Source organism: Neorhizobium tomejilense, assembly GCF_964254135.1.
GTDB lineage: Bacteria > Pseudomonadota > Alphaproteobacteria > Rhizobiales > Rhizobiaceae > Neorhizobium > Neorhizobium tomejilense.
The window spans coordinates 2,251,418-2,274,090 of the sequence record NZ_CAXUSO020000001.1 but is presented as its reverse complement, the minus strand read 5'-3'; the positions used below and the strand labels follow the sequence as shown (position 1 = coordinate 2,274,090).

Genomic DNA, 22,673 nt, shown 5'->3' with positions numbered 1-22,673 from the left:
TTGGTATTTATAGGAGACGAAAAGTGCTCTCAGGCCGCCAACCTCTCCCTCGTTGCGCGGCTGAAATAGTGGATTTGCTCGGAAGCGACCGTGATGACGACCGGCGTGTCAGGAGGCAGGTCGACCGAGGCCGAGGACCGGATGCCGACCAGCGTGCCGTCGCCGAGGCGGACATATACATACGTGTTCTCGCCCAGATATTCGGTGTAGACGACGCTGCCCTTGAAGCCCTCGGTATTCCCGTCCGTGGAGATCGTCATCGCATCCGGCCGGACGCCGATGACCAGATCCCGTTCGTCGGAATGGGGGAGGCGGGAGGCGATGACCGCACCTGATCCGGCGAGCGCGAGATGATTGCCGTTTCGCTCGACATCGAGAAGCGACATGCGCGGCGAGCCGATGAAGGTCGCGACGAACGTGTTCGCCGGCCTCTCGTAGAGTTCTCGCGGGCTGCCGAACTGCTCCACGTTGCCATTGTTCATGACGACGATGCGGTCGGCAAGCGTCATGGCTTCGACCTGGTCGTGGGTGACGTAGATGGTGGTGCCGCCGATTTCCCGGTGGAGCCTTGCGATTTCCAGGCGCACGTCGGAACGAAGCGCCGCATCCAAGTTGGAAAGCGGCTCGTCGAGAAGCAGGACTTTAGGCTTTCTGACCAGCGCGCGGCCGATCGCGACGCGCTGACGCTGGCCGCCGGAAAGCTCGCGGGGCTTGCGTTTCAACAGCGGGTCCAGCCGCAGCATCTTGGAGGCTTCGTCGATGCGCTTTTCGACTTCGTCCTTTTCGAGGCCCATCAGCCGTGCGCCAAAGGCCATGTTCTCGTAGACATCCATATGCGGATAGAGAGCGTAGGACTGGAAGACCATGGCGATGCCGCGGCGTGACGGGGCGACGTCGTTCATCCGACGGTCGTCGACGTGAAACTCACCCGAGCTGATCGTGTCGAGGCCGGCGATCAATCGCAGCAGCGTGGATTTCCCACATCCCGACGGGCCGACGAAAACGACGAACTCCCTGTCGGAAATCTCGAGGTCGATCCCGTGCAGCACGTCGACGGATTTGAAGCTTTTCTTGATGCCGCTGAGGGTCATTCGAGCCATTCGAAACTCCGTACTCGTCAATTCAGGGTCTGCTCGGCGGCAAGCGCCATGAGCAATTTAGCCGTTTCAACCGAATCGCGATGGACGATGCAATGCTGCCATCCGACTTCGCGAGCCGACAAAACATTTTCCTCTATGTCGTCGATGAAGAAGACGTCCTTTTCCGAACATCCCTCCGCCTGCGATACTGCCTCAAAAATCACGCGGTCCGGTTTCTCAAGGCCCATTTCATGGGAAAGGTATTCTCTGTCGAAATAACCGGCGCCCAGAAGGTTCTCGCTGATATGGCGCCAATGGATCGCCTGATTGTTGCTGAGGCAAACGACGCGATGGTTTTCCCGGAGCCTGCGGACAAACTCGATGAACTCATGAAAACCTTCGGCAACATAGGCATGCTCGGCTTCGTAGATTCTTTCGTGCGGCACATCGAATACCCTGGTCAGCGCCTGCACGTAGTCGACTTCCGTGGACCGCCCAAGGCGGAAATCGCGGAAGATCGCTTCCGGAACGTCGCCGTACCGCATGGACGGGCCCGCATCGCCGGCCTTCGATACCGCGCGGTCGCGGGAAGCCGGATCGAGCTTCACGAATACTCCGCCAATATCAAAAATGAAGAGTTTTTCGCGTTTCTTCATGAGCCGGTTCCAGCACCACTCCCCACCCCTTAAGTGTTAACAACCTATTAGATAATTCCGTCCTGTCAATTAAGTATGGAATTTTTTATTCGTATCGAATGTTTTCAACAGGCTGGTGCCGCCTTCGCTTCATTTCGATGGCGGATCTACTATGGGGATTGGTGCGGGATGTAATGAGCTACAGGCGATAAGGCCTTAGAAATACGCCTGATTTGCGGGTGGGCCGGTCATCCGGCGACAGCAATGTCGCGAAGCATAATGGAATATAAAATTCGTCTTGTTTTCACTGCTGGGAATTTTCTATCGTAATCGTTTTGGTCACGCGGGTCGCCGATCGAACGACCGGCGGGGAAGACCGATATCGTCCGGGTGATCGGCGTCATCCTTCGATGCATTCAAGAATGGCAGGAGGTTGATTGTGTTGAGGACGCGCGCTGCTCGGATATTACCGGCAGGAAGGTCGCCTGGTGTTCGTGCAGATGTCGTGGTTGAGAATGCCTATAGCCGTGCCCGGACCAGTGCAGTCTAGCCGGCCAGGGGGAGCGCCTGCTTCTCAGGGTCCGCAGCACAATGCAGTCGTCCTCTCCCGCGAGCAGGCTGCGGTGGGAGAGGGCGACGGGATATTATCGTGAGTTACCCGATCGCCTGTATCTCTTGGAACAGGCGATCGGAGGGCAGCTCCGACAAGAGCTTGATCGGGGCGACCGTTACGCCGCGACGGGCTGGGCGGGGGCCTTGGCGCCAGTCATGAAGGCGACCGCATCGGACATCGTGTATTCCTTCGGATCGATCACGGTCAGCCGTCGTCCAAGCCGATGAATATGGATGCGGTCGGCCACTTCGAACACATGTGGCATGTTGTGCGAGATGAGCACGATCGGGATGCCGCGCGAGCGCACGTCGAGGATGAGCTCCAGAACTTTCCGGCTTTCCTTGACGCCGAGCGCGGCGGTTGGTTCGTCGAGAATGATGACCTTGGAGCCGAACGCTGCGGCACGTGCCACGGCGACGCCCTGGCGCTGGCCGCCCGACAGGGTCTCGACGGCCTGGTTGATGTTCTGGATCGTCATCAGCCCGAGTTCCGTGAGCTTGTCTCGCGCCTGCTTTTCCATCGTCGGCCGGTCGAGCATGCGGAACCACTGTCCGAGCACGCCCCGCTTGCGGATTTCGCGACCGAGAAACATGTTGTCGGCGATCGAGAGGGCGGGGGAGAGCGCGAGGTTCTGGTAGACGGTTTCGATGCCCGCGTCGCGGGCTTCCAGCGGCGACTTGAAATGCACCGGCCGGCCTTCGAGCGTGATTTCGCCCTCATCAGGCCGTACCGCGCCGGAGATCGCCTTGATCAGCGAGGACTTGCCGGCGCCGTTGTCGCCGATGACGGCGAGGATTTCGCCGGGGTAGAGATCGAAGTCGGCGTTATCGAGAGCAGTGACGCGTCCGTAACGCTTGACCAGGCCGCGGGCTGTGAGAATGGGTTCGACGCTCATGATTACACCGAGACCTTTCTGATCCACTGATCGATTGCGACGGCGGCGATGATGAGCCAGCCGGTCAGCATGACTTTCCATTGGGGATCGGCCCCGAGCATGTTGAGCCCCATCGACATGACGCCGACGAGCATGGCGCCGAACAGCGTGCCGAGGATGGAACCGCGGCCGCCGAACAGCGAGATGCCGCCGATCACCGTGGCGGTGATCGCTTGAAGGTTGAAGTCGGTCACTGCCGAGGAAGGCGAGATCGAGCCGTTGCGGCCGATCGATACCCAGGCGGCGAAGGCGGCGATGACCCCCGCGATCGTATAGACGCTGAGCAGAACCTTGCGGGTCTGGATGCCGGAGAGTTTTGCAGCTTCCGGGTCGTCACCGACGGCGTAGACATGCCTTCCCCAGGCCGTATGGTTGAGGATGTACCAGAGCACCGCCACGAGCAGGACCATGGCGATGACGCCGAGCGTCAGGATGGCGCTGCCGATCCTGAAATTGAGCGCGAAGAGATGGAGGAGCGGGGCCTTTTCGTCCACGTCGGTGTCGCGGATCGTCTCGTTGGCGGAATAGATGAAATTCGTCGCCATGATGATATTCCAGGAGCCGAGCGTCACGATGAACGGCGGCAGCCGCATGACCGCAACGAGGAACCCGTTGAAAAAGCCGCAGGCGCCGCCGGTGATCAGGCCGACGAGGATCGCGATGCCGGTGGGCATGCCGTAGGTCACGGCGAAATTGCCCATGATGACAGCCGATATCACCATCACCACCCCGATCGAGAGATCGATGCCGGCGGTGAGGATGATCAGCGTCTGGGCAGCGCCGAGAATGCCGACCACCGCAATCTGCTGGAGGATCAGCGTCAGAGTGTAGGACGAGAAGAACCGCCCGCCGATGGCGACGCCGAAGATGATGATGGACAGGATCAGCACGATCAGCGGCACGGCAGCGGGTGTCGAGTGCAGAAAATGCTGCGCGCGTTTTAAGAGAGAGACGTCCTGGCTCTCGAACGAGGCAACGCTCTTGTCGCTGCCGTCGAGAACACGCTCGAATTCCTGGGTTTCGCTCATGTTTCCTCCTCCGCGCGCCGAATGCGCAGGAACCGTCCGTTGAGTTTGACCGGTCTTCGCCGGTTGTTTCCCAGCGGTGTATCATTGGTCGAAAATGGCCGGGGATATCAACCCCGGCCGGGATGGGCTAAATGGTGAGGATCAACCCCAGCACTTGGCCGTACCTTCCTTGACGTCGATCGACTTGACGCCGGGGACCGGCTTGTCGGTGACGAGCGCAACGCCGGTGTCGAAGAAGGACTTGCCTTCGGTCGGCTTCGGCTTTTCCTTGGTGTCGGCGAACTTCTTGATCGCTTCAATGCCGAGCGATGCCATCAGCAGCGGATATTGCTGCGAGGTGGCGCCGATCACGCCTTCCTTGACCGACTTGACACCCGGGCAACCGCCGTCCACCGAGACGATCAACACGTTCTTTTCCATGCCGACAGCCTTCAGGGCCTGGTAGGCGCCGACGGCAGAGGGCTCGTTGATCGTGTGGATGACGTTGATGCCAGAATTCTTCTGGAGAAGGTTTTCCATGGCCTTGCGGCCGCCTTCCTCGTTGCCGTTAGTCACGTCGTGGCCAACGATGCGCTTGTCGGTTTCGTCGCCGATCTTGTCCGGGTTCTTGGGATCGATGCCAAAGCCGATCATGAAGCCCTGGTCGCGCAGCACGTCGACCGTCGGCTGATCCGGGGTCAGGTCAAGGAAGCCGACCTTGGCATCCTTGGCCTTGTCGCCCATGGTTTCCTTTGCCCACTGGCCGATCAGCTTGCCGGCGAGAAGGTTGTCGGTCGCGAACGTGGCATCGGCGGCACTGATCGGATCGAGCGGGGTGTCGAGCGCGATGACCAGAACGCCGGCGTCGCGGGCCTTCTTGACGGTCGGCACGATGCCCTTGGTGTCGGATGCGGTGATCAGAATGCCCTTGGCGCCGTCGGCGACGCAGCTTTCGATGGCGGCAACCTGGCTTTCGCTGTCACCGTCGATCTTGCCGGCATAGGATTTCAGCGTCACGCCGAGTTCCTTGGCCTTGGCCGTCGCACCTTCCTTCATCTTGACGAAGAAGGGGTTGGTGTCGGTCTTGGTGATCAGGCAGGCGGATACGCCTGCGGCCTCCGCGGGGGCGGAAAACGCAACGCCCAGGACAAGGGCGCCGAATGCGGCGGACAATACGGATTTCTTCATGGTCTCCTCCCAGAGTTAAGACTGTCCGCCATGCGGACCAACGTTCGGACACCGGTGCCACCGAGTTCGACAGGCGTCTCCTCCAAGCCGTCCTGTGCCCTTACACCCTAATTAAGAACGAGTTGAAATAGCCTGTCAATAATTAATTCCGATTGAATTATTTATTTCTCGTGCCATAGTTTGCCGAAGTGGAGGTTCAGAATCTGGCGATCTGTGTGCGGTGTGCCTTGGGGTTTAACTCGGGATATCAGAGGGATACCCTTCATTCCCGAATGAGGTGCTTCCGTCGATTCCACGCTTCTGGGAGGAAGAGCCATGTCAGTTTCAGATAGCGTGGCGCAAGGCCATGCGCTGCTGGGCAATTTCACCGGCGGCTCAAATCAGGTGCGGGTGAGGGCTTATAACGAGCGGCTCGTGCTTTCGCTGGTGCGGCTGAACGGCTCCATGTCGAAGGCGGACATCACCCGGCGCAGTGGGCTTTCGGCCCAGACCGTCTCGGTCATCATGCGGGCGCTCGAAAAGGACGGCCTTCTGTTGCGCGGTGAACCGGTGCGTGGCCGTGTTGGGCAGCCTTCGGTGCCGATGCGTCTCAATCCGGACGCGGTCTATTCGTTCGGCGTGAAGATCGGCCGGCGTAGCGCCGACCTGGTCCTGATGGATTTCGTCGGGCGCATCCGGCTGCAATATCACGAATCCTACGCCTATCCGCTTCCCGGAAAGATCATCGAGATCATTACATCCGGCATTGCGCGGCTCGAAGGCCAGCTGAACGAGGTGCAGCGCGGCCGCATCGCCGGGATCGGCATCGCTGCGCCATTCGAACTCTGGAACTGGGCCGAGGAGGTGGGCGCGCCGCAAGGGGCGATGGAGGTCTGGCGCGGGTTCGATCTGCAGGCGGAAATCGCAGCCAAGGTCCCGCACGCGGTCTACCTGCAGAACGACGCGACAAGCGCCTGCGGTGCAGAACTGGTGTTCGGCGTTGGCCCCTCCTATCCGGATTTCGTATATTTCTTCATCGGATCGTTCATCGGCGGCGGGATCGTTCTGAATTCGGCGATCTTTTCCGGACGGACCGGGACCGCGGGCGCTGTCGGGCCGCTTCCCGTGCGCAGCGGCGATGGCGAGACACGCCAGTTGCTCGACATCGCCTCGATCTTCGTTCTCGAGAATCTCCTAAAGGAGCGGAACGTCGATCCGCAACCGCTCTGGTATTCCGCCGACGACTGGATCGATTTCGGGGAGCCGCTCGATCTGTGGATCCGGCAAACCGCGGACGCGCTTGCCCAGGCGATCGTTGCGGCAGCCTCGATCATCGATTTCGGCGCGGCCGTGATCGACGGCGGTTTTCCGGCCTGGGTCAGGCAACGGATCGTCGCCTCGACTATCGAAGCCGTGACGCGGCTCGACCTTCAGGGCGTCATCATCCCCGATATCATCGAGGGAATGGTCGGCTCCCAGGCGCGGGCGATCGGCGGGGCCAGCCTGCCGATCTTTGCAAAATATCTCTCCGACCAGAACGTGCTTTTCAAGGACCTGCGCGAAACGGCGGCAGGTTCATAGCGGTTGGATATCGGCCAGAGGTCGCCTCAGCGGCCCTTGGCCTGACGCCAACGGGCGAAGTCGGCTTTGCTCTCTTCCTTCGTCGCCGGGTAGAGGCCGATGATCGAGCGGCCGTTCAGGACTTCCTCGGTCACGAAATCCTCAAACGCAGTCATTTCGATCACCTCATCGGCAATTTCGTCGGCGATCTGCGCCGGGATGATGACCACTCCCTCGTTGTCGCCGACCACCACGTCGCCCGGCCAGACCGCGACGTCGCCGCAGCCGATGGGCACGTTGATGTCGAGTGCCTGGTGCAGGGTGAGGTTGGTCGGGGCGGAGGGGCGGTTGTGGTAGGCGCGGATGCCGAGTTCGGCGATCTCGGGGCTATCGCGAAAACCGCCGTCGGTGACGACCCCGGCGACACCGCGCACCATCAGGCGCGATACGAGGATAGAGCCTGCGGAGGCCGCGCGGGGATCCTTGCGGCTGTCCATGACCATGACATGGCCGGGTGGGCACTGCTCGACAGCGGCGCGCTGCGGATGCTCCGGGTTCTGAAACACCGAGAGCGGGTTCAGGTCTTCGCGCGCCGGGATGTAGCGCAACGTGAAGGCCTGGCCGACCATGTTTTTAGGCTTTTGGGAAAGCGGCCGGACATCCTGGATGAACTGGTTGCGCAGGCCGCGCTTGAAGAGCGCAGTGCAGATCGTCGCGCAGCTGACGCCCTCGTATTTCTGGCGTGTGGCGTCGGAAAGAATGTAATCGGTCATAGGGTCCACTCAAAGAAATGTCGGGTCAGAAGATCTCGGGCTCGCCGGCGGCGGCGCCGAATTCCCGTTCGAGGAAGTCGAAGTCGCAGCCTTCGTTGGCCTGCTTGATGTGCTTGGTAAACATCCAGCCGTAGCCGCGTCCGTATTTGTCGGCAGGCGCCACCCACTCGGCGCGGCGCCTGGCGAGCGTGGCTTCGTCCACCAGCATGTCGATCGAGCGGTTCGGCAGGTCGACGCGGATGATGTCGCCGGTGCGCACCAGCGACAGCGGGCCGCCGATATGAGCTTCAGGCGCCACGTGCAGGATGCAGGCGCCGTAGCTCGTGCCGGACATACGGGCGTCGGAAATGCGCAGCATGTCGCGAAACCCCTGTTTCAGGATCTTCTTCGGGATCGGCAGCATGCCCCATTCCGGCATGCCGGGGCCGCCTTTGGGTCCGGCGTTGCGCAGAATCAGCACGTGGTCGGCGGTGACGTCGAGGTCCTCTCGGTCGATCATCGCCTTCATTTCCGGATAACTGTCGAAGACCAGGGCAGGGCCTTCGTGGACCCGCAGCCGCGGTTCGCAGGCGGAAGGCTTCATAACGCAGCCGTCCGGCGCGAGGTTGCCCTTGAGGACCGCGAGCGATCCCTCATGATAGATCGGGTTCGACAAAGGGCGGATGACGTCGCTGTTGTAGACTTCGGCGCCTTTCAGCGTCTCGCCGAGCGGGAAGCCGCTGACGGTCATGGCGTCGAGTTTCAGGAGATCCTTGATCTCCGACATCAGGGCGCGCAGGCCTCCGGCGTAATAGAAGTCTTCCATCAGATATTTGTCGCCGGATGGACGGATGTTGGCGACAACAGGCGTCGTGCGTCCCGCCTGGTCCAGATCGTCCAGCGTCAATGGCACGCCGGCGCGGCGGGCCATCGACAGCAGATGGACAACGGCGTTGGTGGAACAGCCGGTCGCCATAGCGACCGTCGTCGCATTGTGGACTGCATCCGCCGTGATGATCTTGTCAGGCGTCAACTCGTCCCAGACCATTTCGACGATCCGCCGGCCGCAACGGGTGCTCATCCGTATGTGGTTGACGTCGGCCGCGGGAATGGAACTGGCACCGGGGAGGGTAAGGCCGAGCGCTTCGGCGATGGCGGTCATGGTGCTTGCGGTGCCGAAGGTCATGCAATGGCCGTAGGAGCGGGCAATGCCTTCCTCGACGCCGGTCCATTGTTCTTCGGAAATCGTTCCGGCGCGGCGTTCGTCCCAGTATTTCCAGGCGTCCGAGCCGGAGCCCAGCCATTCGCCCTTGTAATTGCCGCGCAGCATCGGGCCGGCGGGCAGGAAGATCATCGGGAAACCGGCGCTGATGGCGCCCATGACGAGGGCAGGGGTGGTCTTGTCGCAGCCGCCCATCAGCACTGCCCCGTCGACCGGATGGGCGCGCAAAAGTTCCTCAGCCTCCATGGCGAGGAAGTTGCGATAGAGCATCGATGTCGGCTTCAGCGCGCTTTCGGAGAGCGACTGGACCGGCAGTTCTACCGGGAAGCCGCCGGCCTGAAGCACGCCGCGCTTCACGTGTTCGACGCGATCCTTGAAATGGGCGTGGCAGGCGTTGAGGTCGGACCAGGTATTGAGGATGGCGATGATCGGCCTCTTGCCCCAATCCTTCTCGTCATACCCCATCTGCATCATGCGGGAGCGGTGTCCCGACGAACGGAGATCATCCGGCGCGAACCAACGGGCGCTACGGAGATCGGCTGCTTCCTTAGTCATGCTTGCTCTTCCAGAAATCCTGCCATCGTTCCGGGATCGATTCTGTTGCGATCCCAGGGACGGAGCTCCTCCCGCCCGACGCCAACTTAAACACGCTCGTTTTAAATTGATATATCAAATTTCAGGTGCTAGATCGGCGAAAGGCACAAAGGTGGAGGACGCGGGATGGGAAGCGACAACGCGCTTCTGCCAGTGGCGCCGGTTTTTCTGAAAAGCCTGCGCGACCACGTTTACGGGCTGGTACGCGATGCCATTCTTTCCGGCAGGCTGAAGAGCGGCGAGAAGCTGAACGAGCGCCATCTGGCCGGCCAGCTCGGCATAAGCACGACACCGCTGAAGGAGGCTTTGCGCGTGCTTGAGGCCGAAGGGCTGGTACGGTCGGAGCCTCGCCGCGGGATTTATGTCACCTTCAATGCCGGCCAGGCGGAAGAGATGATGCTGGCGCGTGCAGCACTCGAGAGCATGATTGCTCGCCAGGCCGCCAAGCGGGTGAAGGATGAGGACGTGGCCCTGATGCGCGAGCTCATCGTCGAGATGCGGGCCGGCCTCAAGACTGTGGACGTGCTGCAGCTCATCGCTCTCAACGAGCGCTTCCACAACGTCATCCATGAAGCATCCGGCTGCGGCTATCTTCGTCGCCTGCAGGGCGGCCAGAGCATCTACACCCACGCAGCCCGTCTCAGCGTGCTGTCGGAGGAGCGGGAGCGCTTTCTGGCGGTCGAGGAGCATGAGGCCATCGCCAATGCGATCGCCGACCGCGATCCCGATCTTGCCGAGCGCCTGATGCGAGATCACGTCATTCGCTCGGGCGAGAAACATCTGATCCGCGTGTCTCAAGCGTGAAGTCAGCGGCGGCCAATCTTATGAGCTAGGTCGATCGGCGTGTAAAAATGCACCGCACAAAATATTGCACGGCGCGCCCTTCCAGAACTCGCACATTCCATAAGTCGCCCTACATAAGGTTGGCTTTTATGTGTTCCAAGCCAAGTCAAACGAGGTGGTGACTGGCGATCCGGAGGGAAATTCTGTCATGTCTTTGAAAAAGAAGCTTTTAGGCATTGCTTTCGCGCTTGGCGTTTCGGCCACCATGGCGAATGCCCAGGTCGTCGTCTCGTCCAAGATCGATACCGAAGGCGGCGTGCTGGGCAATATCATCCTTGCCATGCTCAAGGCGAACAACATCCAGGCCACCGACCGCATCCAGCTCGGTGCGACGCCGGTCGTGCGCAAGGCGATCACCGCCGGCGAAATCGACATCTATCCGGAATATACCGGCAACGGCGCCTTCTTCTTCGAGAAGGGCGACGATCCGGCCTGGAAGGACCCGAAAAAGGCCTATGAAGCGGTCAAGAAGCTCGATTACGACGCCAACAAGATCGTCTGGCTGGCGCCGTCTTCGGCCAACAACACCTGGGCGATCGCGGTGCGCAAGGACGTTGCCGATGCCAACAAGCTGAAGACGCTGACCGACTTCGGCAAATATGTTGCGGGCGGCGGCAAGATCGTGCTGGCGGCCTCCTCCGAGTTCGTCAATTCGGCCGCCGCCTTGCCGGCCTTCCAGACCACCTACGGCTTCAAGCTGAAGCCCGACCAGCTGATCACGCTCTCGGGCGGCGATACGGCGGCAACCATCGGTGCGGCCGCCAACCAGACCAACAATGCCAATGCCGCCATGGTCTACGGTACCGACGGTGGCATCGCGCCTTCCGGGCTTGTGGTTCTCGAAGACGACAAGGGCGTCCAGCCGGTCTACCAGCCGACCCCGATCATCCGCGAAGAGGTGCTCAAGAAGAACCCGAACATCGAGGCGGTGCTGAAGCCTGTCTTCGCCAAGCTCGATCTCGTCACGCTGCAGGACCTCAATGGTCGCGTGCAGGTGGGTGGCGAACCGGCTAAGGCGGTTGCCGAGGATTTTCTCAAGAAGAACGGCTTCCTGAAGTAATTCCTTTTCGGACCGGTTTCGTGTCAACATGGGCCGGGCGCTCCAGCGTCCGGCTTTTTCATCGGTCGCAGGTTGCTTATAGGCAGGGACGGTTTGAGAGTTCAGTTCGATAAGCTCGGCATCGTCATCGCCCTTCTAGCCGCCTACGGCGCGCTCTGGGCGTCGTTTGCGACGCTCAAGCCCAATCGGATCGTACAGGGCCAGGCGGAGGCGATGCTTCAGTCGCTGCCGGGCTGGGCGGGCTGGGGCCTGATCGGCGTGCTGGTTCTTGCGACCGCAGCAGCACTCTTTCGCACGTCACCCTGGATAAAGCTGCTTGCCGCCGTCGCGGCGCTTGCGGCGCTGACGCTTTCGATCGGATACGCCGCGACATTCCTGACGCCGCCCGGCAATACCTATGCCCGTGTCTCACCCGCCTCCGGCTTCTGGATCCTGCTGTTCGCCTTTGCGCTTCTGGCTGCCGATGCGATCACGCGGCTCGATCCGCCGCCGGCGATGCGGGTGCTGTTTCTGGTCTTGGCCGCGGCGGCGATCGGCGGGCTGCTGATGTCGGGAAGCTGGAACGGGCTGTCGATCATGAAGGAATATTCCGGCCGCGCCGATGTCTTCTGGGTCGAAGCGGGCAAGCATGTGGAATTGGCGCTTGGCTCGCTGTTTGCCGCAGTCCTGGTCGGGCTGCCGCTCGGCATCCTCTGTCATCGGGTGGCACCGCTGAGGGATGGCGTGCTCAACACGCTGAACCTCGTCCAGACCATCCCGTCGATCGCGCTTTTCGGCCTGTTGATCGCGCCGCTCGGCTGGATCGCCGCCAATGTGCCGGGCGCTGCGGCGATCGGCATCCGCGGCATCGGGGGAGCGCCTGCCTTTGTCGCTCTGTTTCTCTATTCGCTGCTGCCTGTCGTCGCCAACACCGTCGTCGGGCTTGCGGGCGTGCCGCGCGCGGCAAACGACGCTGCCCGTGGCATCGGCATGACCGGCCGGCAGCGGCTGCTCAAGATCGAGTTCCCGCTCGCGCTGCCGGTGATCCTGACCGCGATCCGCATCGTGCTCGTCCAGAATATCGGCATGGCGACGATTGCCGCGCTGATCGGCGGCGGCGGTTTCGGCGTCTTCGTCTTCCAGGGCATCGGCCAGACAGCGATGGACCTTGTCCTGCTCGGCGCCGTGCCGACGGTGGCGCTCGCCTTTGCTTCGGCCGTCGTCCTTGACGCGCTGATCGAAATGAACTCCCGCGTTCCCAACGGAGCCAAATCCGCATGATCGAGATCGACGCCATCACCAAGCGCTATGACGGCATCACCGTCGTCGACAATGTCTCGATGGTGATCGAGCCGCGCACCGTCACGGTCGTCGTCGGCACGTCCGGCTCCGGCAAGACGACACTGATCCGGATGATCAATCGGCTGGTGGAAGCGACCGAAGGAGCCATCCGGCTTGACGGCGAGGACAACCGGTCCATCCCGGGCTACGAGCTGCGGCGCCGGATCGGCTACGCCATCCAGGGTCACGGGCTTTTTCCGCACCGGACGGTGGCGCAGAACATTGCGACGGTGCCCGGCCTGCTCGGCTGGACGAAGGCCCGCACCGAGGCCAAGGTCGAGGAATTGCTGACGCTCTTCCAACTCGAGCCGAGGACGTTCGGGCCACGTTATCCGCACGAACTTTCCGGCGGCCAGCAGCAGCGCGTCGGGGTGGCGCGGGCGCTTGCGGCCGAACCGAACGTGTTGTTGATGGACGAGCCCTTCGGGGCGCTCGATCCTATCATCCGGGCCAAGGCGCAGGAGGACCTGCTGGCGATCCAGAGATATTTCGGCACGACGATTGTGCTCGTCACCCATGACATGAACGAGGCTTTCCATCTCGCTGACAAGATTGCCGTGATGGACAAGGGCAGGGTGGTGCAATACGGGCCGCCTGCCGAACTCGTCCGTGCTCCGGCCACGCCCTTCGTCGAGACGCTGATTGGCGATGCGGAACGGCCGTTCCGGCTGCTTTCGATCGCCAAGACCGGAGCGGCGGCGGAGCCCGGCGAGGCGGAGGGCGAGCCGATCCGCGAGGACAGGAGCCAGCAGGAAGCGCTCGCCGACCTGATCTGGAGCGGCCGGGATGCGCTTCCGGTCATCTCCAGGAGCGGCGCTCCGATGGGGCGGGTGACGCTTGATGCGATCCTCAAGCGCGCCGCGAGGCCGCGATGAGGGCTTGGGTGCCGACCGTCCTGCGCAGCCTTCTGCTTCTCGTGCTGATCGTCTTCCTGCTATCGCCGGGCAGTTTCGAGCCGCTGCTGAAACCCCTCGTGCAGCCGAACGCGCCGGCGATCTACAATCAGGGCAGCCTGCTCAGCCTGACGCTCCTGCATCTGCGGACGGTCTTGATCGCGACGTTGGCGGCGACGATCATCGCGGTGCTGCTGGCGATCCTCGTCACCCGGCCGTTCGGGGCGGAGTTCCTGGCGCTTTCCCGGAGCCTCGTCAATATCGGCCAGACGTTTCCGCCGGTCGCGGTTCTGGCGCTTGCCGTGCCGGCCGTCGGTTTCGGCGAGAAGCCAACGCTGATCGCGCTGTTTCTCTATGGGCTTCTGCCGATCTTTGAAAACACGCTGACCGCGCTCACCAACCTGCCACGATCGGTGATGGAGGCGGCGCGTGGTTCCGGCATGACACCTTTCCAGCGGCTCATTCAGGTCGAGTTGCCGCTGTCCTTGCCGGTGGTCGTCGCCGGCATCAGGCTTTCGGTGGTGATCAGTCTCGCGACAGCGACGATCGGTTCGACGGTCGCGGCAAAGACGCTCGGCGAAGTGATCATTGCCGGACTGCAATCCAACAACCTCGCCTTCGTGCTGCAGGGCGGGCTGATCGTCGGGGCGCTGGCCGTGCTGATCTATGATGGGCTCTCGGCGATCGAGGCCATGATCGCCCGCCGGACGGGTGCGGCCTAGCCGTGACTGGAATCGATCGGCACGACCGGTTCGACATCCTGTTTCAGGCTGCCGCGGTGGAAGATGAACAGCCCGGCGATGACGATGATGCCGGCGCCGATCCAGGTCTGCGCATCCGGCAGGTCACCGAAGAACAACCAGCCGAGAATGACCGCCCAGACCAGCAGCGTATATTGCAGCGGCGCCAGCACCGAGGCCGGCGCGAGCTTCAATGAGCGGGTGATCAGGAGATGGGCGATGCAGGCGACGACGCCAAGCAGCAGCAGCGCCAGCAACTCGCCGGTATTGAACGGGCTCCAGTGGCCGATGCTGAGAAATATCCCGGCGATCAGGCCGGCAATCGTTTGCCAGGTCACGAGTGTCGCATCGGTCGTCGCGCGCAGCCTGCGGTTCAGGACGAGGGTGAGCGCGAAGGACAGGCTGCCAATAAGGCCAAAGACAGAGGGCCATGCCAGCATTTCGGAAGAAGGTCGCAGCGCAATCACCACCCCGACGAACCCGATGAGGACGGCAAGCCAGCGTCGCCAGCCGATGCGCTCGCCGAGCAGGAAATGCGAAAGGGCCGCCACATAGATCGGTCCTGCCATGTAGAAGGTCATCACGTCGGCGAGCGGCAGGTAGGCGACGGCGGCGTAGAAGAGGGCCAGATCTCCGGTGGCGAACAGCACGCGCAGCACTTGGAGCGGCATCCGCTCGACCTTGTATAGGGCCGATACCGGCTGGCGGGCGATCATCGGACCAAGGATGAAGAAGGCGCCGAACGAGCGGATCACCAGGACCTGGCCGACCGAGAAGCTGGCGACCAGCCATTTGCCCATGGCGTCGTTGAGCGAAAACATGAAGGCGCCGAGCAGAAACAGCAGGACGCCGGCCAGCACGGCGTTGCTGCCGAAAGCGGAAGAGGCTCTTTTGTCCATGATGTTTTAGAGCCCCCGACTCTGATCCTGCAATTTCGAAAGCCGGGATTTACCCGGCGAGCCTGCCACCTTGCAAGGGCCTTGGTGCACCGGTGGTTGTGGGAAAACTGATCGGCAGGCCGCGCAATACGCGAACCGCGAGGAATGCGAAGCACTCGGCCTCCACCGCATCGCCGCGCCAGCCGAGCGTATCGGCGGAAACGGCCTTCACGCCGGCGCGGCTTTCGAGCATCGACATGATCGTCGGGTTGTGGCGGCCGCCACCGCTGACGATGAGGCGTTTCGGCCGGTGCGGCAGCAGATCGAGCGCCTTGCCGACTGCGGACGCCGTGAAGGCCGAAAGGGTTGCCGCGCCGGTGGCATCGTCGAGACCGTCCGCCATGGCGGCGGTGAAATCGAAACGATCGAGCGATTTCGGGTAGGGCGCCGTGAGATAGGCATGATCGAGAAGCTTTGCGAGGCGGTCCTCATCGACCTTGCCGGAGGCGCCGAGCGCGCCGTTGCGGTCCATCTCGCCGAGGCCGCGTGCCTTGATGAAATCGTTGAGCGGCGCATTGGCCGGGCCGGTATCGAAGGCGATCATCAGATCCCTGCCATCCCACCAGGTGATGTTGGCAACGCCGCCGAGATTGAGCACGGCCGTATCGCCGCTGGTATCGACGCCGCGCAGCAGAGCCGAATGATAGGCGGCGGCAAGCGGCGCGCCCTGGCCACCCGCCCGCACGTCCGCCGAGCGGAAATCGTATGCGACCTTGGTGCCGAGGATTGAGGCCATCAGCTCGCCATCGCCAAGCTGGCGGGTGTCGCCGAGCCTGTCTTTGGTGGGCGCCCGGTGCAGCACGCTCTGGCCGTGGAAACCGACGATGCCAATATCGGCCATGGTCAGCCCCGTGCTTTCGACCAGTTCCCTGACGGCGTAGGACTGCGCCTTTGTCAGCGCCTGTTCGGCCTCGCGGAATATCGCCGGATCGGGTCCTTCGAAATTCCAGACGCGGGCCTGAGCGAGCGTTTCCTCCAGGAGAGTGCGGATTTCCGGCGGGTAGGGGGCGAGCGTATAGGCGCCGAACGTATCGATCGTCTCGCCGTCCGTCTTCAGGAGCGCCACGTCGATATTGCCGTCGAGAACGGTTCCGGTCATCAGGCCGACAGCCCAGATTGGCTCCATGATCAGCTCCTCAGGTTTGGTTCACGAGATTGCAGACTGCCTGCCGCAGGGCCAAGATGCCGCTGTCGAAATGGCGGGTCGGGTGGATGCGGTTGGTGAGCAGGGTCACGGCACGGCCCTTGTCGAAATCGATCAGCAGGCTTGTGCCGGTAAAGCCCGTATGGCCAATCGTTCCGGGGCTGCACAGGTTTCCACCCCACCAGTCGGCATAGGGATGTTCCCAGCCATGGGTCCGCCTGTTCGAGAGTGGTGCGCGCATCAGCGCGATCGCATTCTTGGACGCCCCGGTGCCGTCGAGCAGGCTTTTGGCGAAGTCCAGAACCGACTTTACCGTGCCGAACAGGCCCGCATGGCCGGAACCCTGCAGCGCCGCGCAATTTTCGTCGTGCGCTTCGCCCGACAGGATCCGCTGCCGCCAGGCGCAGTCTTCGGTGGCGGCGGAATTTTCCGGATCGGCGGACCAGGCAAAGCCCGGGCCGGGATCGAGGTCGCGGATCGTCTTCTTCGCCAGCCGTTCGAGCGCGAAGCCGAGCAGGATGAAGTTGATGTCGGAATAGACCGGGGGACCGGCTTTCCATTCCCGCTGCAGGATGAAGGCGCGCAGCAGGTCCGGATCGCGGCTGTAGGTATAGATCGGCTCGACACCCGGGAACGGCGTCTGGTGGCCGAGGCACTGTCGGAAGGTGATTTTCCGTTCCCATGCCTCAACGTTGTATTGGCGCAGGTCCGGCAGCAGGGAGGTGAGCGGCGCGTCGAGATCGATCGTGCCGTCGTCGGCGAGCTTCAGGATGCGCGTCGTGGTGAAGATCACCTTGGTGAGCGAGGCGAGATCGAACCAGGTGCCCACGGTCATCGGACGTTCAACCGGAACGACTTGCGCCGAGCCGATGGCGCGGGTCATGCGCCCATGTTTCAGGTCGACGATGCCGAGCACTCCGCCCGGAATACGCTTGTCGGCGACGGATTTTTCGAGAGGGGCGAAGGCGCGCTCGAAGACGGCGGCAAGCTCGGTACTGGCGGACGCTTTGTCTTTCATGTCGTTACATCCTCAGGCTTCCGCTCGCGCCCGGTGATCCGGTCCACAGATCTGCCACTCGGCGGGCGGCGGCTCAAAACCCGGTGGCCGAACCAGAGACGGGACCTGGCGGGTATCGAGTTCGAAATGCTGGTTGCGGCGCTCGATGCTGGGCACGGCCGAAATCAGCCGCCTGGTATAGGAATGCCGCGGGTTGGACAGAACCGACGCGGCATTGCCGATCTCGACGATCTGGCCTGCATAAAGCACCGCGATGCGGTGGGCGATACGCTCGACGACCGCCATGTCGTGCGACACGAAAAGATAGGCGAGGCCATATTCGTGCTGCAGGTCGACCAGCAGCTCCAGAACCTTGGCCTGGACGGAGACGTCCAGCGCCGAAACTGCCTCGTCGAGGACGACGATCGACGGATTGAGCATCAGCGCACGGGCGATGCAGAGGCGCTGGCGCTGGCCACCGGAGAACTCGTGCGGATAGCGCAGCAGGCTGTTTTCGGGTAGGCCGACGCGCTTCAGCAGCGCCACCATTTTCGCCCGCGTTCCGGTGTCGATCCGGCCGCCGGCGGCGATCACCGGTTCGGCAAGGATGCTGTCGATCCGCAGGCGCGGATTGAGCGAGGCGTAAGGGTTCTGGAAGACCATCTGCACGGAGGGGTCGCTGCCGTCGACGATCGCTCCGTTGTTGGCGGAAAAGCTGCCACGGGTGGGCTTCACGAGACCGAGGATGGCGCGAGCGGTGGTCGACTTGCCGGAACCGCTTTCGCCGACGATCGCCAGCGTTTCGCCCGGCATCAGGTCGAAGCCGACATTCTCGACCGCATGGACCGAGCCTGGCGAGCGGCTGAGGATGCTGCCGGCGACCTTGAAGCGCACCGTCAGGCCATCGACCGTCAACGCGGGCACGATCACCTCGGACTGCGTGCGGCTGAAATCGGAACGGGCGGCGCGGCCGGATTCGAAATGCGGCACGGCGCTCAGGAGGTGTTGGGTATAGGGATGTTTCGGCTGGTCGAGGACGTCGCCGAGCGGTCCCTGCTCGACCGCTTCGCCGGCCTGCATGACCATGACCTTGTCGGCAATGCCGGCAACGAGACCGATGTCATGGGTGATGAAGATCATCCCCATATCGGTCTCACGCTTCAACTCGCCGAGCAGCGCCATGATTTGGGCCTGGACGGTCACGTCGAGCGCGGTCGTCGGCTCGTCGGCAATCAGCAGGCGCGGATTGCAGGCGAGCGCCATGGCGATCATGACGCGCTGGAGCATGCCGCCGGAAAGCTGGTTCGGCGTGTATTTGAGGCGCCGCGCGGCATCGGGAATGCGGACCCGATCGAGTGCGTCCTTGGCGGCGGCCGTCGCCTGGCGCCCGGTCAGCCCGCGATGCAGGCGAAACGATTCCTCGATCTGGCGACCGATCGTCAGCACAGGGTTCAGCGAGGTCATCGGCTCCTGAAAGATCATGCCGATCTCGGAACCGCGGATTTTTTCGAGCACCGGCTCTTCAGCCTTGGTGATATCGAGCACGCTGCCATCGGCCCGTTTCAGGGTGATCGAACCGCCGATGATCCGGCCTCCGCCGAAATCGACGAGACGGTTGATGGAGAGCGCCGTGACCGATTTGCCGGAGCCGCTTTCGCCAACGATCGCCAGCGTCTCGCCGGCGTCGAGGTCGAAGCTGACGCCCTTGACGATCTCGTTCTGCTTCGGATCACGCCCGAAGCCCACGCGCAGGCCGGATACCGAGAGAAGCGATGTCATGGCGCGGACCTCCGCGTCTTGGGGTCGAGGATGTCGCGCAAGGCGTCACCGAGCAGGTTGAAGCCGAGAATGCTGATCATGATGGCGACCGCCGGGAAGATCAGGAGCCAGGGCGCGTTTTCCATCAGGTTTCGGCTGTCGGCGAGCATCAGCCCGAGCGAGGAGGCAGGCGGCTGGGTACCGAGGCCGAGGAAGCTCAAACCCGCCTCCGTCAGCAGCGACCAGGCGAGCGCCAGCGTCACCTGAACGGTCAGTGGCGCCACCAGATTGAGGAGCAGATGCCGGGTCAGGATATAGCGTCGGCTCGAACCGAAGGTGCGGGCAGCATCGACGAACTCGCGGGCCTTGATCGAGAGCGCCGGACCGCGCACGACGCGGGTAAAGATCGGCGTGTAGACGATGGCGATCGCAGCCACGCTCGTCCAGGTACCTGGGCCGACAACGGCGATGATCAGGAGCGCGAGCAGGATCGTAGGGAAGGCGAGCAGCACGTCCATGATGCGCATGACCAGGCCATCCCAGGCCTTTCCGAACCATGCGGCCGTCAGGCCGAGCACGGTGCCAGCAACCGTCGCGATCGCCACCGAGCAGAAGGCGACGAGGAAGGACTGGCCGATGCCGTTCATCAGCCGGCTTGCTACATCGCGGCCGAACAGGTCGGTGCCCATCCAGTAGACGGCGTTCGGCGCATGCAGACGGTCAATGCGGAACTGCTGCAGGGGATTGTGAGGGGTGACGCCGGACATGCCGAGCAGCGCCACGACAACGTAGATTACGACGATCGTCCCGCCGATCCTGCCGCTGGAATGGCCGAAAATTGCACGCAGCATCGACATCAGTTGCTCTCTCCGAGCCGGATACGCGGATCAAGCGTCACATAAGCGAGGTCGACGAGCAGGTTGACCACCATGAAGTTGAAGGCAATGAACAGTACGCAGCCCTGCACCAGCGCATAATCGCGCTGCAGGATCGCTTCGAGCACCAGTCGGCCGAGGCCGGGCAGGGCGTAGATCTGTTCGACCAGCACGGCGCCGCCGAGCAGATAGCCGAATTCGACGCCGCTCAAGGTGACGACCGGGATCAGTGCGTTCGGCAAGGCATGGCGCCAGATGACGCTGCGTTTCGGCACGCCCTTGGAGCGGGCGGTGCGGACATAGTCGTCGCTGAGCACGTCGAGCATCGCGGAGCGCGAGATGCGGGTGACGGAGGCGGCGAAGGCGAAACCGAGCGTGATCGCCGGCAGGATCATCTGGCCGAGATTGCGCAAGGGATCGGTGAGGAACGGCGTGAACTCACCCATGGTCGGCAGGATGCCGAAACCGGCCGACAGCGCATAGATGATCAGCAGGCCGACGACGAAATTGGGTGTCGACTGGCCGATCATCGCGAAGATGCGTACCGCCAGATCGGACATTTTTTCGTTGCGGGTGGCGGCGAATACGCCCGCCGGCAGGCCGACGAGCAGCGCCACGCACATGGACATCAATGCGAGCTGCAGGGTCAGCGGAAAACGTTCGAGGATGATGGTGAGAGCCGGCTTGCCGTGGATCACCGAAATGCCGAGATCGCCCTGGAGGACCCCAAGAAGCCAGCTCCAGTATTGCACCAGGATCGGCTTGTCGATGCCGAAATAGGCCGAGAGCGCCGCCCTCTGCGCCGGCGTCAGCAGGCCGGCTTCGGTGCCGAGCATCGCGGTGATCGCGTCACCCGGCACCAATCGAATTGCGACGAACACGAGGATGGAGACCCCGAGCATCACGAGCGGAAACGTCAACAGCCGTCGCGCCAGGTAACTCATTCGCCCACCAACCTCGTATCCGTCATGCTTTCGCGATTACTGCAATGTGACCTTGCTCAGGCCGAACAGCGAGCCTTCCGGCGTCGGCACGAAGCCCTGAACGTTCTTCTGCTGTGCCGTGTAGCTGTAGGACGTGTAGAGCCAAGCCCAGGGGGCGACTTCGACGAGGTGCTTTTCGAAGTCGGCGAAAATGACCTTGCGCTTGGCAGGGTCGGTCTCGACGCGGCCCTTCTGCATTAGGCTGTCGAGCGTGTCGTCGATGTAGTTGGTGACCTTCTGCAGGTTGCCGGTCTTGGTCCAGTAGCGGTTATACATGGAGTAGGGATCGGCACGGCCGCCGTTCAGCGCCACCGCCATATCGAAGTCGCCCTTCAGCCAGGCGTCGACATAGACGTTGAGCTCCATCATCTTGATGTTGAGCTTGACGCCGATTTCGGCGAGTTGGGACTGGAGGACCTGCGCCTCGGCGGCGGCGGTCGCGGGTTCGCCATTGGCGGCGATCACGGTTGCGGTAAAGCCGTTCGCAAAACCCGCGTCAGCCATCAGCTTCTTCGCCTTTGCGATATCCTGCTTGTAGCAGAACAGCGCGCTGGCGTCGGACGTGTAACCGGGCATGGTCAATGGGCCGGTGACCTTGCCTTCGCCGACCGAAGCCGTGTCGAGCACGTCCTTGCGGTCGATGGCGCAGGAGATTGCCTGGCGCACGGCGAGCACGTCCATCGGCTTGCGGGACGGGTTCATCTGCAGGACGTGGTAGGCCAGAACCGGCGTGCGGTTGAGCACAAGGCTTGGCTCCTTGGGCACGAGGGTTGCGATCAGCGGATCGTTGATCAGCGCGAAATCGACCTGCTTGGTGCGCAGCGCCGCAAGGATAGCGGTCTCGTCGGGCAGGACGCTGATGTCGATGCCGTCGATCGCGACCTTGCCGCCGGCCCAATCCTTGTTGGCGGAGAGCGTTTCCTTGGAATTCGGCTCCCACTTGTCGAGCTTGAACGGGCCGGAGCCGAGCGCCTTGGTGCCGATGGTGCCGGCAGCGATTTCTGCGGCTGGCACGATGGCGGCGTTGATGCTCGCCATCGCGGTCAGGAGCGGCACGTCCGGCTGCGACAGCTTGAAGACGACGGTCGTCTGGTCCGGGGTCTCGATCGAGGCGATCGACAGGAAGTTGGCGCGCGCGGCGGCGGCGGTCTTTTCGTCGAGAAGGCGCTCGAACGAGGCCTTCACGTCGGCTGCCGTCACCGGCTTGCCGTCCTGGAATTTTGCATTCGGGTTAAGCTTGAAGGTCAATTGCTTGGCGTCGGCCGCAAATTCCCAGGAGGCCGCGACGGCCGGGACGATCTGCAGGTCCTTGTTGAGGCGGACGAGCGGCTCGTAGATCAGTTCCAGCAGGCGGATCGAAGAAAATGCAGTCTGCTTGTGCGGATCAAGGCCGGTCGCATCCTGCTTCCAGGCCATTTTCAGCGACGCCGCCGATGCCGGCGAGGCGATCGCGGTGGCGCCGATGGTGACGGCCAGCGCAAGGCCGGACAGCAGTTTAGTCGAAAGATGTCTTCCCATTTTTATTCTCCCTCTTTTGATATCTGTTCGTCGTCTCGACC

At 62.6% G+C, this 22,673-nt stretch carries 20 protein-coding genes; 6 read left to right on the top strand and 14 right to left on the bottom strand.

The window, feature by feature from the left end; translation table 11 throughout:
- Positions 1-29: 29 nt before the first annotated feature.
- From ACSQ3G_RS11560 to ACSQ3G_RS11540, 5 genes are all read right to left on the bottom strand, one after another.
- On the bottom strand, positions 30-1,100 hold the full coding sequence (locus tag ACSQ3G_RS11560; RefSeq protein WP_436110138.1) for an ABC transporter ATP-binding protein: 1,071 nt from the start codon (positions 1,098-1,100) through the stop codon (positions 30-32).
- A 17-nt stretch (positions 1,101-1,117) separates the two neighbouring features.
- Positions 1,118-1,735, bottom strand: a complete 618-nt coding sequence (locus tag ACSQ3G_RS11555) for an HAD-IA family hydrolase (RefSeq protein WP_436110137.1) — start codon at positions 1,733-1,735, stop codon at positions 1,118-1,120.
- A 707-nt stretch (positions 1,736-2,442) separates the two neighbouring features.
- Positions 2,443-3,222 (bottom strand): ATP-binding cassette domain-containing protein, encoded by a 780-nt coding sequence (locus ACSQ3G_RS11550; RefSeq protein WP_046633225.1) that lies wholly within the window; start codon positions 3,220-3,222, stop codon positions 2,443-2,445.
- 2 nt (positions 3,223-3,224) lie between these two features.
- A complete protein-coding gene (locus ACSQ3G_RS11545; protein ID WP_046668591.1) occupies positions 3,225-4,289 on the bottom strand; it encodes an ABC transporter permease in 1,065 nt (354 codons plus the stop codon).
- 141 nt (positions 4,290-4,430) lie between these two features.
- Positions 4,431-5,456 (bottom strand): sugar ABC transporter substrate-binding protein, encoded by a 1,026-nt coding sequence (locus ACSQ3G_RS11540; RefSeq protein ID WP_046603982.1) that lies wholly within the window; start codon positions 5,454-5,456, stop codon positions 4,431-4,433.
- Between the two features lie 315 nt (positions 5,457-5,771).
- Between ACSQ3G_RS11540 and ACSQ3G_RS11535 the strand changes: the two genes are divergently transcribed.
- Positions 5,772-7,016, top strand: a complete 1,245-nt coding sequence (locus tag ACSQ3G_RS11535) for an ROK family transcriptional regulator (protein ID WP_105438438.1) — start codon at positions 5,772-5,774, stop codon at positions 7,014-7,016.
- Positions 7,017-7,042: 26 nt separating this feature from the next.
- Here ACSQ3G_RS11535 and ACSQ3G_RS11530 read toward each other — a convergent pair whose 3' ends face one another.
- Positions 7,043-7,768 (bottom strand): ribonuclease activity regulator RraA, encoded by a 726-nt coding sequence (locus ACSQ3G_RS11530; RefSeq protein ID WP_436110136.1) that lies wholly within the window; start codon positions 7,766-7,768, stop codon positions 7,043-7,045.
- Positions 7,769-7,793: 25 nt separating this feature from the next.
- Positions 7,794-9,524 carry an L-arabinonate dehydratase gene (gene araD / locus ACSQ3G_RS11525; protein ID WP_436110135.1) on the bottom strand — a complete coding sequence of 577 codons (1,731 nt, stop codon included), beginning with the start codon at positions 9,522-9,524 and terminating at the stop codon, positions 7,794-7,796.
- Between the two features lie 165 nt (positions 9,525-9,689).
- Between araD and ACSQ3G_RS11520 the strand changes: the two genes are divergently transcribed.
- From ACSQ3G_RS11520 to ACSQ3G_RS11500, 5 genes are all read left to right on the top strand, one after another.
- Positions 9,690-10,367: a GntR family transcriptional regulator gene (locus ACSQ3G_RS11520; protein WP_105424160.1), complete on the top strand. Its 678-nt coding sequence runs from the start codon at positions 9,690-9,692 to the stop codon at positions 10,365-10,367.
- 187 nt (positions 10,368-10,554) lie between these two features.
- On the top strand, positions 10,555-11,466 hold the full coding sequence (gene osmF, locus ACSQ3G_RS11515) for a glycine betaine ABC transporter substrate-binding protein OsmF (protein ID WP_436110134.1): 912 nt from the start codon (positions 10,555-10,557) through the stop codon (positions 11,464-11,466).
- 93 nt (positions 11,467-11,559) lie between these two features.
- The gene (locus ACSQ3G_RS11510; protein ID WP_436110133.1) at positions 11,560-12,726 is read left to right on the top strand and encodes an ABC transporter permease; all 1,167 of its coding nucleotides are present in this window, start codon (positions 11,560-11,562) and stop codon (positions 12,724-12,726) included.
- Positions 12,723-13,661: an ABC transporter ATP-binding protein gene (locus ACSQ3G_RS11505; protein WP_436110132.1), complete on the top strand. Its 939-nt coding sequence runs from the start codon at positions 12,723-12,725 to the stop codon at positions 13,659-13,661. Before ACSQ3G_RS11510 ends, ACSQ3G_RS11505 begins: the two co-directional genes overlap by 4 nt.
- On the top strand, positions 13,658-14,401 hold the full coding sequence (locus tag ACSQ3G_RS11500) for an ABC transporter permease (RefSeq protein ID WP_436110131.1): 744 nt from the start codon (positions 13,658-13,660) through the stop codon (positions 14,399-14,401). The genes ACSQ3G_RS11505 and ACSQ3G_RS11500 overlap by 4 nt, the downstream gene beginning before the upstream one ends.
- Here ACSQ3G_RS11500 and ACSQ3G_RS11495 read toward each other — a convergent pair.
- Genes ACSQ3G_RS11495 through ACSQ3G_RS11465 form a run of 7 tightly spaced genes read right to left on the bottom strand, consistent with a single transcriptional unit; the run spans position 14,398 to position 22,632 of the window.
- The gene (locus ACSQ3G_RS11495; RefSeq protein ID WP_436110130.1) at positions 14,398-15,318 is read right to left on the bottom strand and encodes a DMT family transporter; all 921 of its coding nucleotides are present in this window, start codon (positions 15,316-15,318) and stop codon (positions 14,398-14,400) included. The two genes, ACSQ3G_RS11500 and ACSQ3G_RS11495, sit on opposite strands and share 4 nt — an antisense overlap.
- Positions 15,319-15,367: 49 nt before the next feature.
- Entirely contained in the window at positions 15,368-16,483 is a 1,116-nt protein-coding gene (locus ACSQ3G_RS11490; RefSeq protein WP_436110129.1) for an anhydro-N-acetylmuramic acid kinase, read from the bottom strand.
- 10 nt (positions 16,484-16,493) lie between these two features.
- Positions 16,494-17,519 (bottom strand): serine hydrolase domain-containing protein, encoded by a 1,026-nt coding sequence (locus tag ACSQ3G_RS11485; protein ID WP_436110128.1) that lies wholly within the window; start codon positions 17,517-17,519, stop codon positions 16,494-16,496.
- 12 nt (positions 17,520-17,531) lie between these two features.
- Positions 17,532-19,277: an ABC transporter ATP-binding protein gene (locus tag ACSQ3G_RS11480; protein WP_436110127.1), complete on the bottom strand. Its 1,746-nt coding sequence runs from the start codon at positions 19,275-19,277 to the stop codon at positions 17,532-17,534.
- Positions 19,274-20,113 (bottom strand): ABC transporter permease, encoded by an 840-nt coding sequence (locus ACSQ3G_RS11475; protein ID WP_436110126.1) that lies wholly within the window; start codon positions 20,111-20,113, stop codon positions 19,274-19,276. Before ACSQ3G_RS11475 ends, ACSQ3G_RS11480 begins: the two co-directional genes overlap by 4 nt.
- Positions 20,113-21,075 (bottom strand): ABC transporter permease, encoded by a 963-nt coding sequence (locus tag ACSQ3G_RS11470; protein ID WP_436110125.1) that lies wholly within the window; start codon positions 21,073-21,075, stop codon positions 20,113-20,115. The genes ACSQ3G_RS11475 and ACSQ3G_RS11470 overlap by 1 nt, the downstream gene beginning before the upstream one ends.
- A 36-nt stretch (positions 21,076-21,111) precedes the next feature.
- The gene (locus tag ACSQ3G_RS11465; protein WP_436110124.1) at positions 21,112-22,632 is read right to left on the bottom strand and encodes an ABC transporter substrate-binding protein; all 1,521 of its coding nucleotides are present in this window, start codon (positions 22,630-22,632) and stop codon (positions 21,112-21,114) included.
- Positions 22,633-22,673: the final 41 nt, after the last annotated feature.

Excerpts from the sequence above, each read along its gene's own strand:
- ACSQ3G_RS11555 (WP_436110137.1), bottom strand. The coding sequence starts at position 1,735 with ATGAAGAAACGCGAAAAACTCTTCATTTTTGATATTGGCGGAGTATTC.
- ACSQ3G_RS11475 (WP_436110126.1), bottom strand. The coding sequence starts at position 20,113 with ATGTCGATGCTGCGTGCAATTTTCGGCCATTCCAGCGGCAGGATCGGC.
- osmF (WP_436110134.1), top strand. The coding sequence starts at position 10,555 with ATGTCTTTGAAAAAGAAGCTTTTAGGCATTGCTTTCGCGCTTGGCGTT.
- ACSQ3G_RS11540 (WP_046603982.1), bottom strand. The coding sequence starts at position 5,456 with ATGAAGAAATCCGTATTGTCCGCCGCATTCGGCGCCCTTGTCCTGGGC.
- ACSQ3G_RS11505 (WP_436110132.1), top strand. The coding sequence starts at position 12,723 with ATGATCGAGATCGACGCCATCACCAAGCGCTATGACGGCATCACCGTC.
- ACSQ3G_RS11545 (WP_046668591.1), bottom strand. The coding sequence starts at position 4,289 with ATGAGCGAAACCCAGGAATTCGAGCGTGTTCTCGACGGCAGCGACAAG.
- ACSQ3G_RS11495 (WP_436110130.1), bottom strand. The coding sequence starts at position 15,318 with ATGGACAAAAGAGCCTCTTCCGCTTTCGGCAGCAACGCCGTGCTGGCC.
- ACSQ3G_RS11560 (WP_436110138.1), bottom strand. The coding sequence starts at position 1,100 with ATGGCTCGAATGACCCTCAGCGGCATCAAGAAAAGCTTCAAATCCGTC.
- ACSQ3G_RS11550 (WP_046633225.1), bottom strand. The coding sequence starts at position 3,222 with ATGAGCGTCGAACCCATTCTCACAGCCCGCGGCCTGGTCAAGCGTTAC.
- ACSQ3G_RS11530 (WP_436110136.1), bottom strand. The coding sequence starts at position 7,768 with ATGACCGATTACATTCTTTCCGACGCCACACGCCAGAAATACGAGGGC.
- ACSQ3G_RS11490 (WP_436110129.1), bottom strand. The coding sequence starts at position 16,483 with ATGGAGCCAATCTGGGCTGTCGGCCTGATGACCGGAACCGTTCTCGAC.
- ACSQ3G_RS11480 (WP_436110127.1), bottom strand. The coding sequence starts at position 19,277 with ATGACATCGCTTCTCTCGGTATCCGGCCTGCGCGTGGGCTTCGGGCGT.
- ACSQ3G_RS11470 (WP_436110125.1), bottom strand. The coding sequence starts at position 21,075 with ATGAGTTACCTGGCGCGACGGCTGTTGACGTTTCCGCTCGTGATGCTC.
- ACSQ3G_RS11485 (WP_436110128.1), bottom strand. The coding sequence starts at position 17,519 with ATGAAAGACAAAGCGTCCGCCAGTACCGAGCTTGCCGCCGTCTTCGAG.
- ACSQ3G_RS11535 (WP_105438438.1), top strand. The coding sequence starts at position 5,772 with ATGTCAGTTTCAGATAGCGTGGCGCAAGGCCATGCGCTGCTGGGCAAT.
- ACSQ3G_RS11520 (WP_105424160.1), top strand. The coding sequence starts at position 9,690 with ATGGGAAGCGACAACGCGCTTCTGCCAGTGGCGCCGGTTTTTCTGAAA.
- araD (WP_436110135.1), bottom strand. The coding sequence starts at position 9,524 with ATGACTAAGGAAGCAGCCGATCTCCGTAGCGCCCGTTGGTTCGCGCCG.
- ACSQ3G_RS11500 (WP_436110131.1), top strand. The coding sequence starts at position 13,658 with ATGAGGGCTTGGGTGCCGACCGTCCTGCGCAGCCTTCTGCTTCTCGTG.
- ACSQ3G_RS11465 (WP_436110124.1), bottom strand. The coding sequence starts at position 22,632 with ATGGGAAGACATCTTTCGACTAAACTGCTGTCCGGCCTTGCGCTGGCC.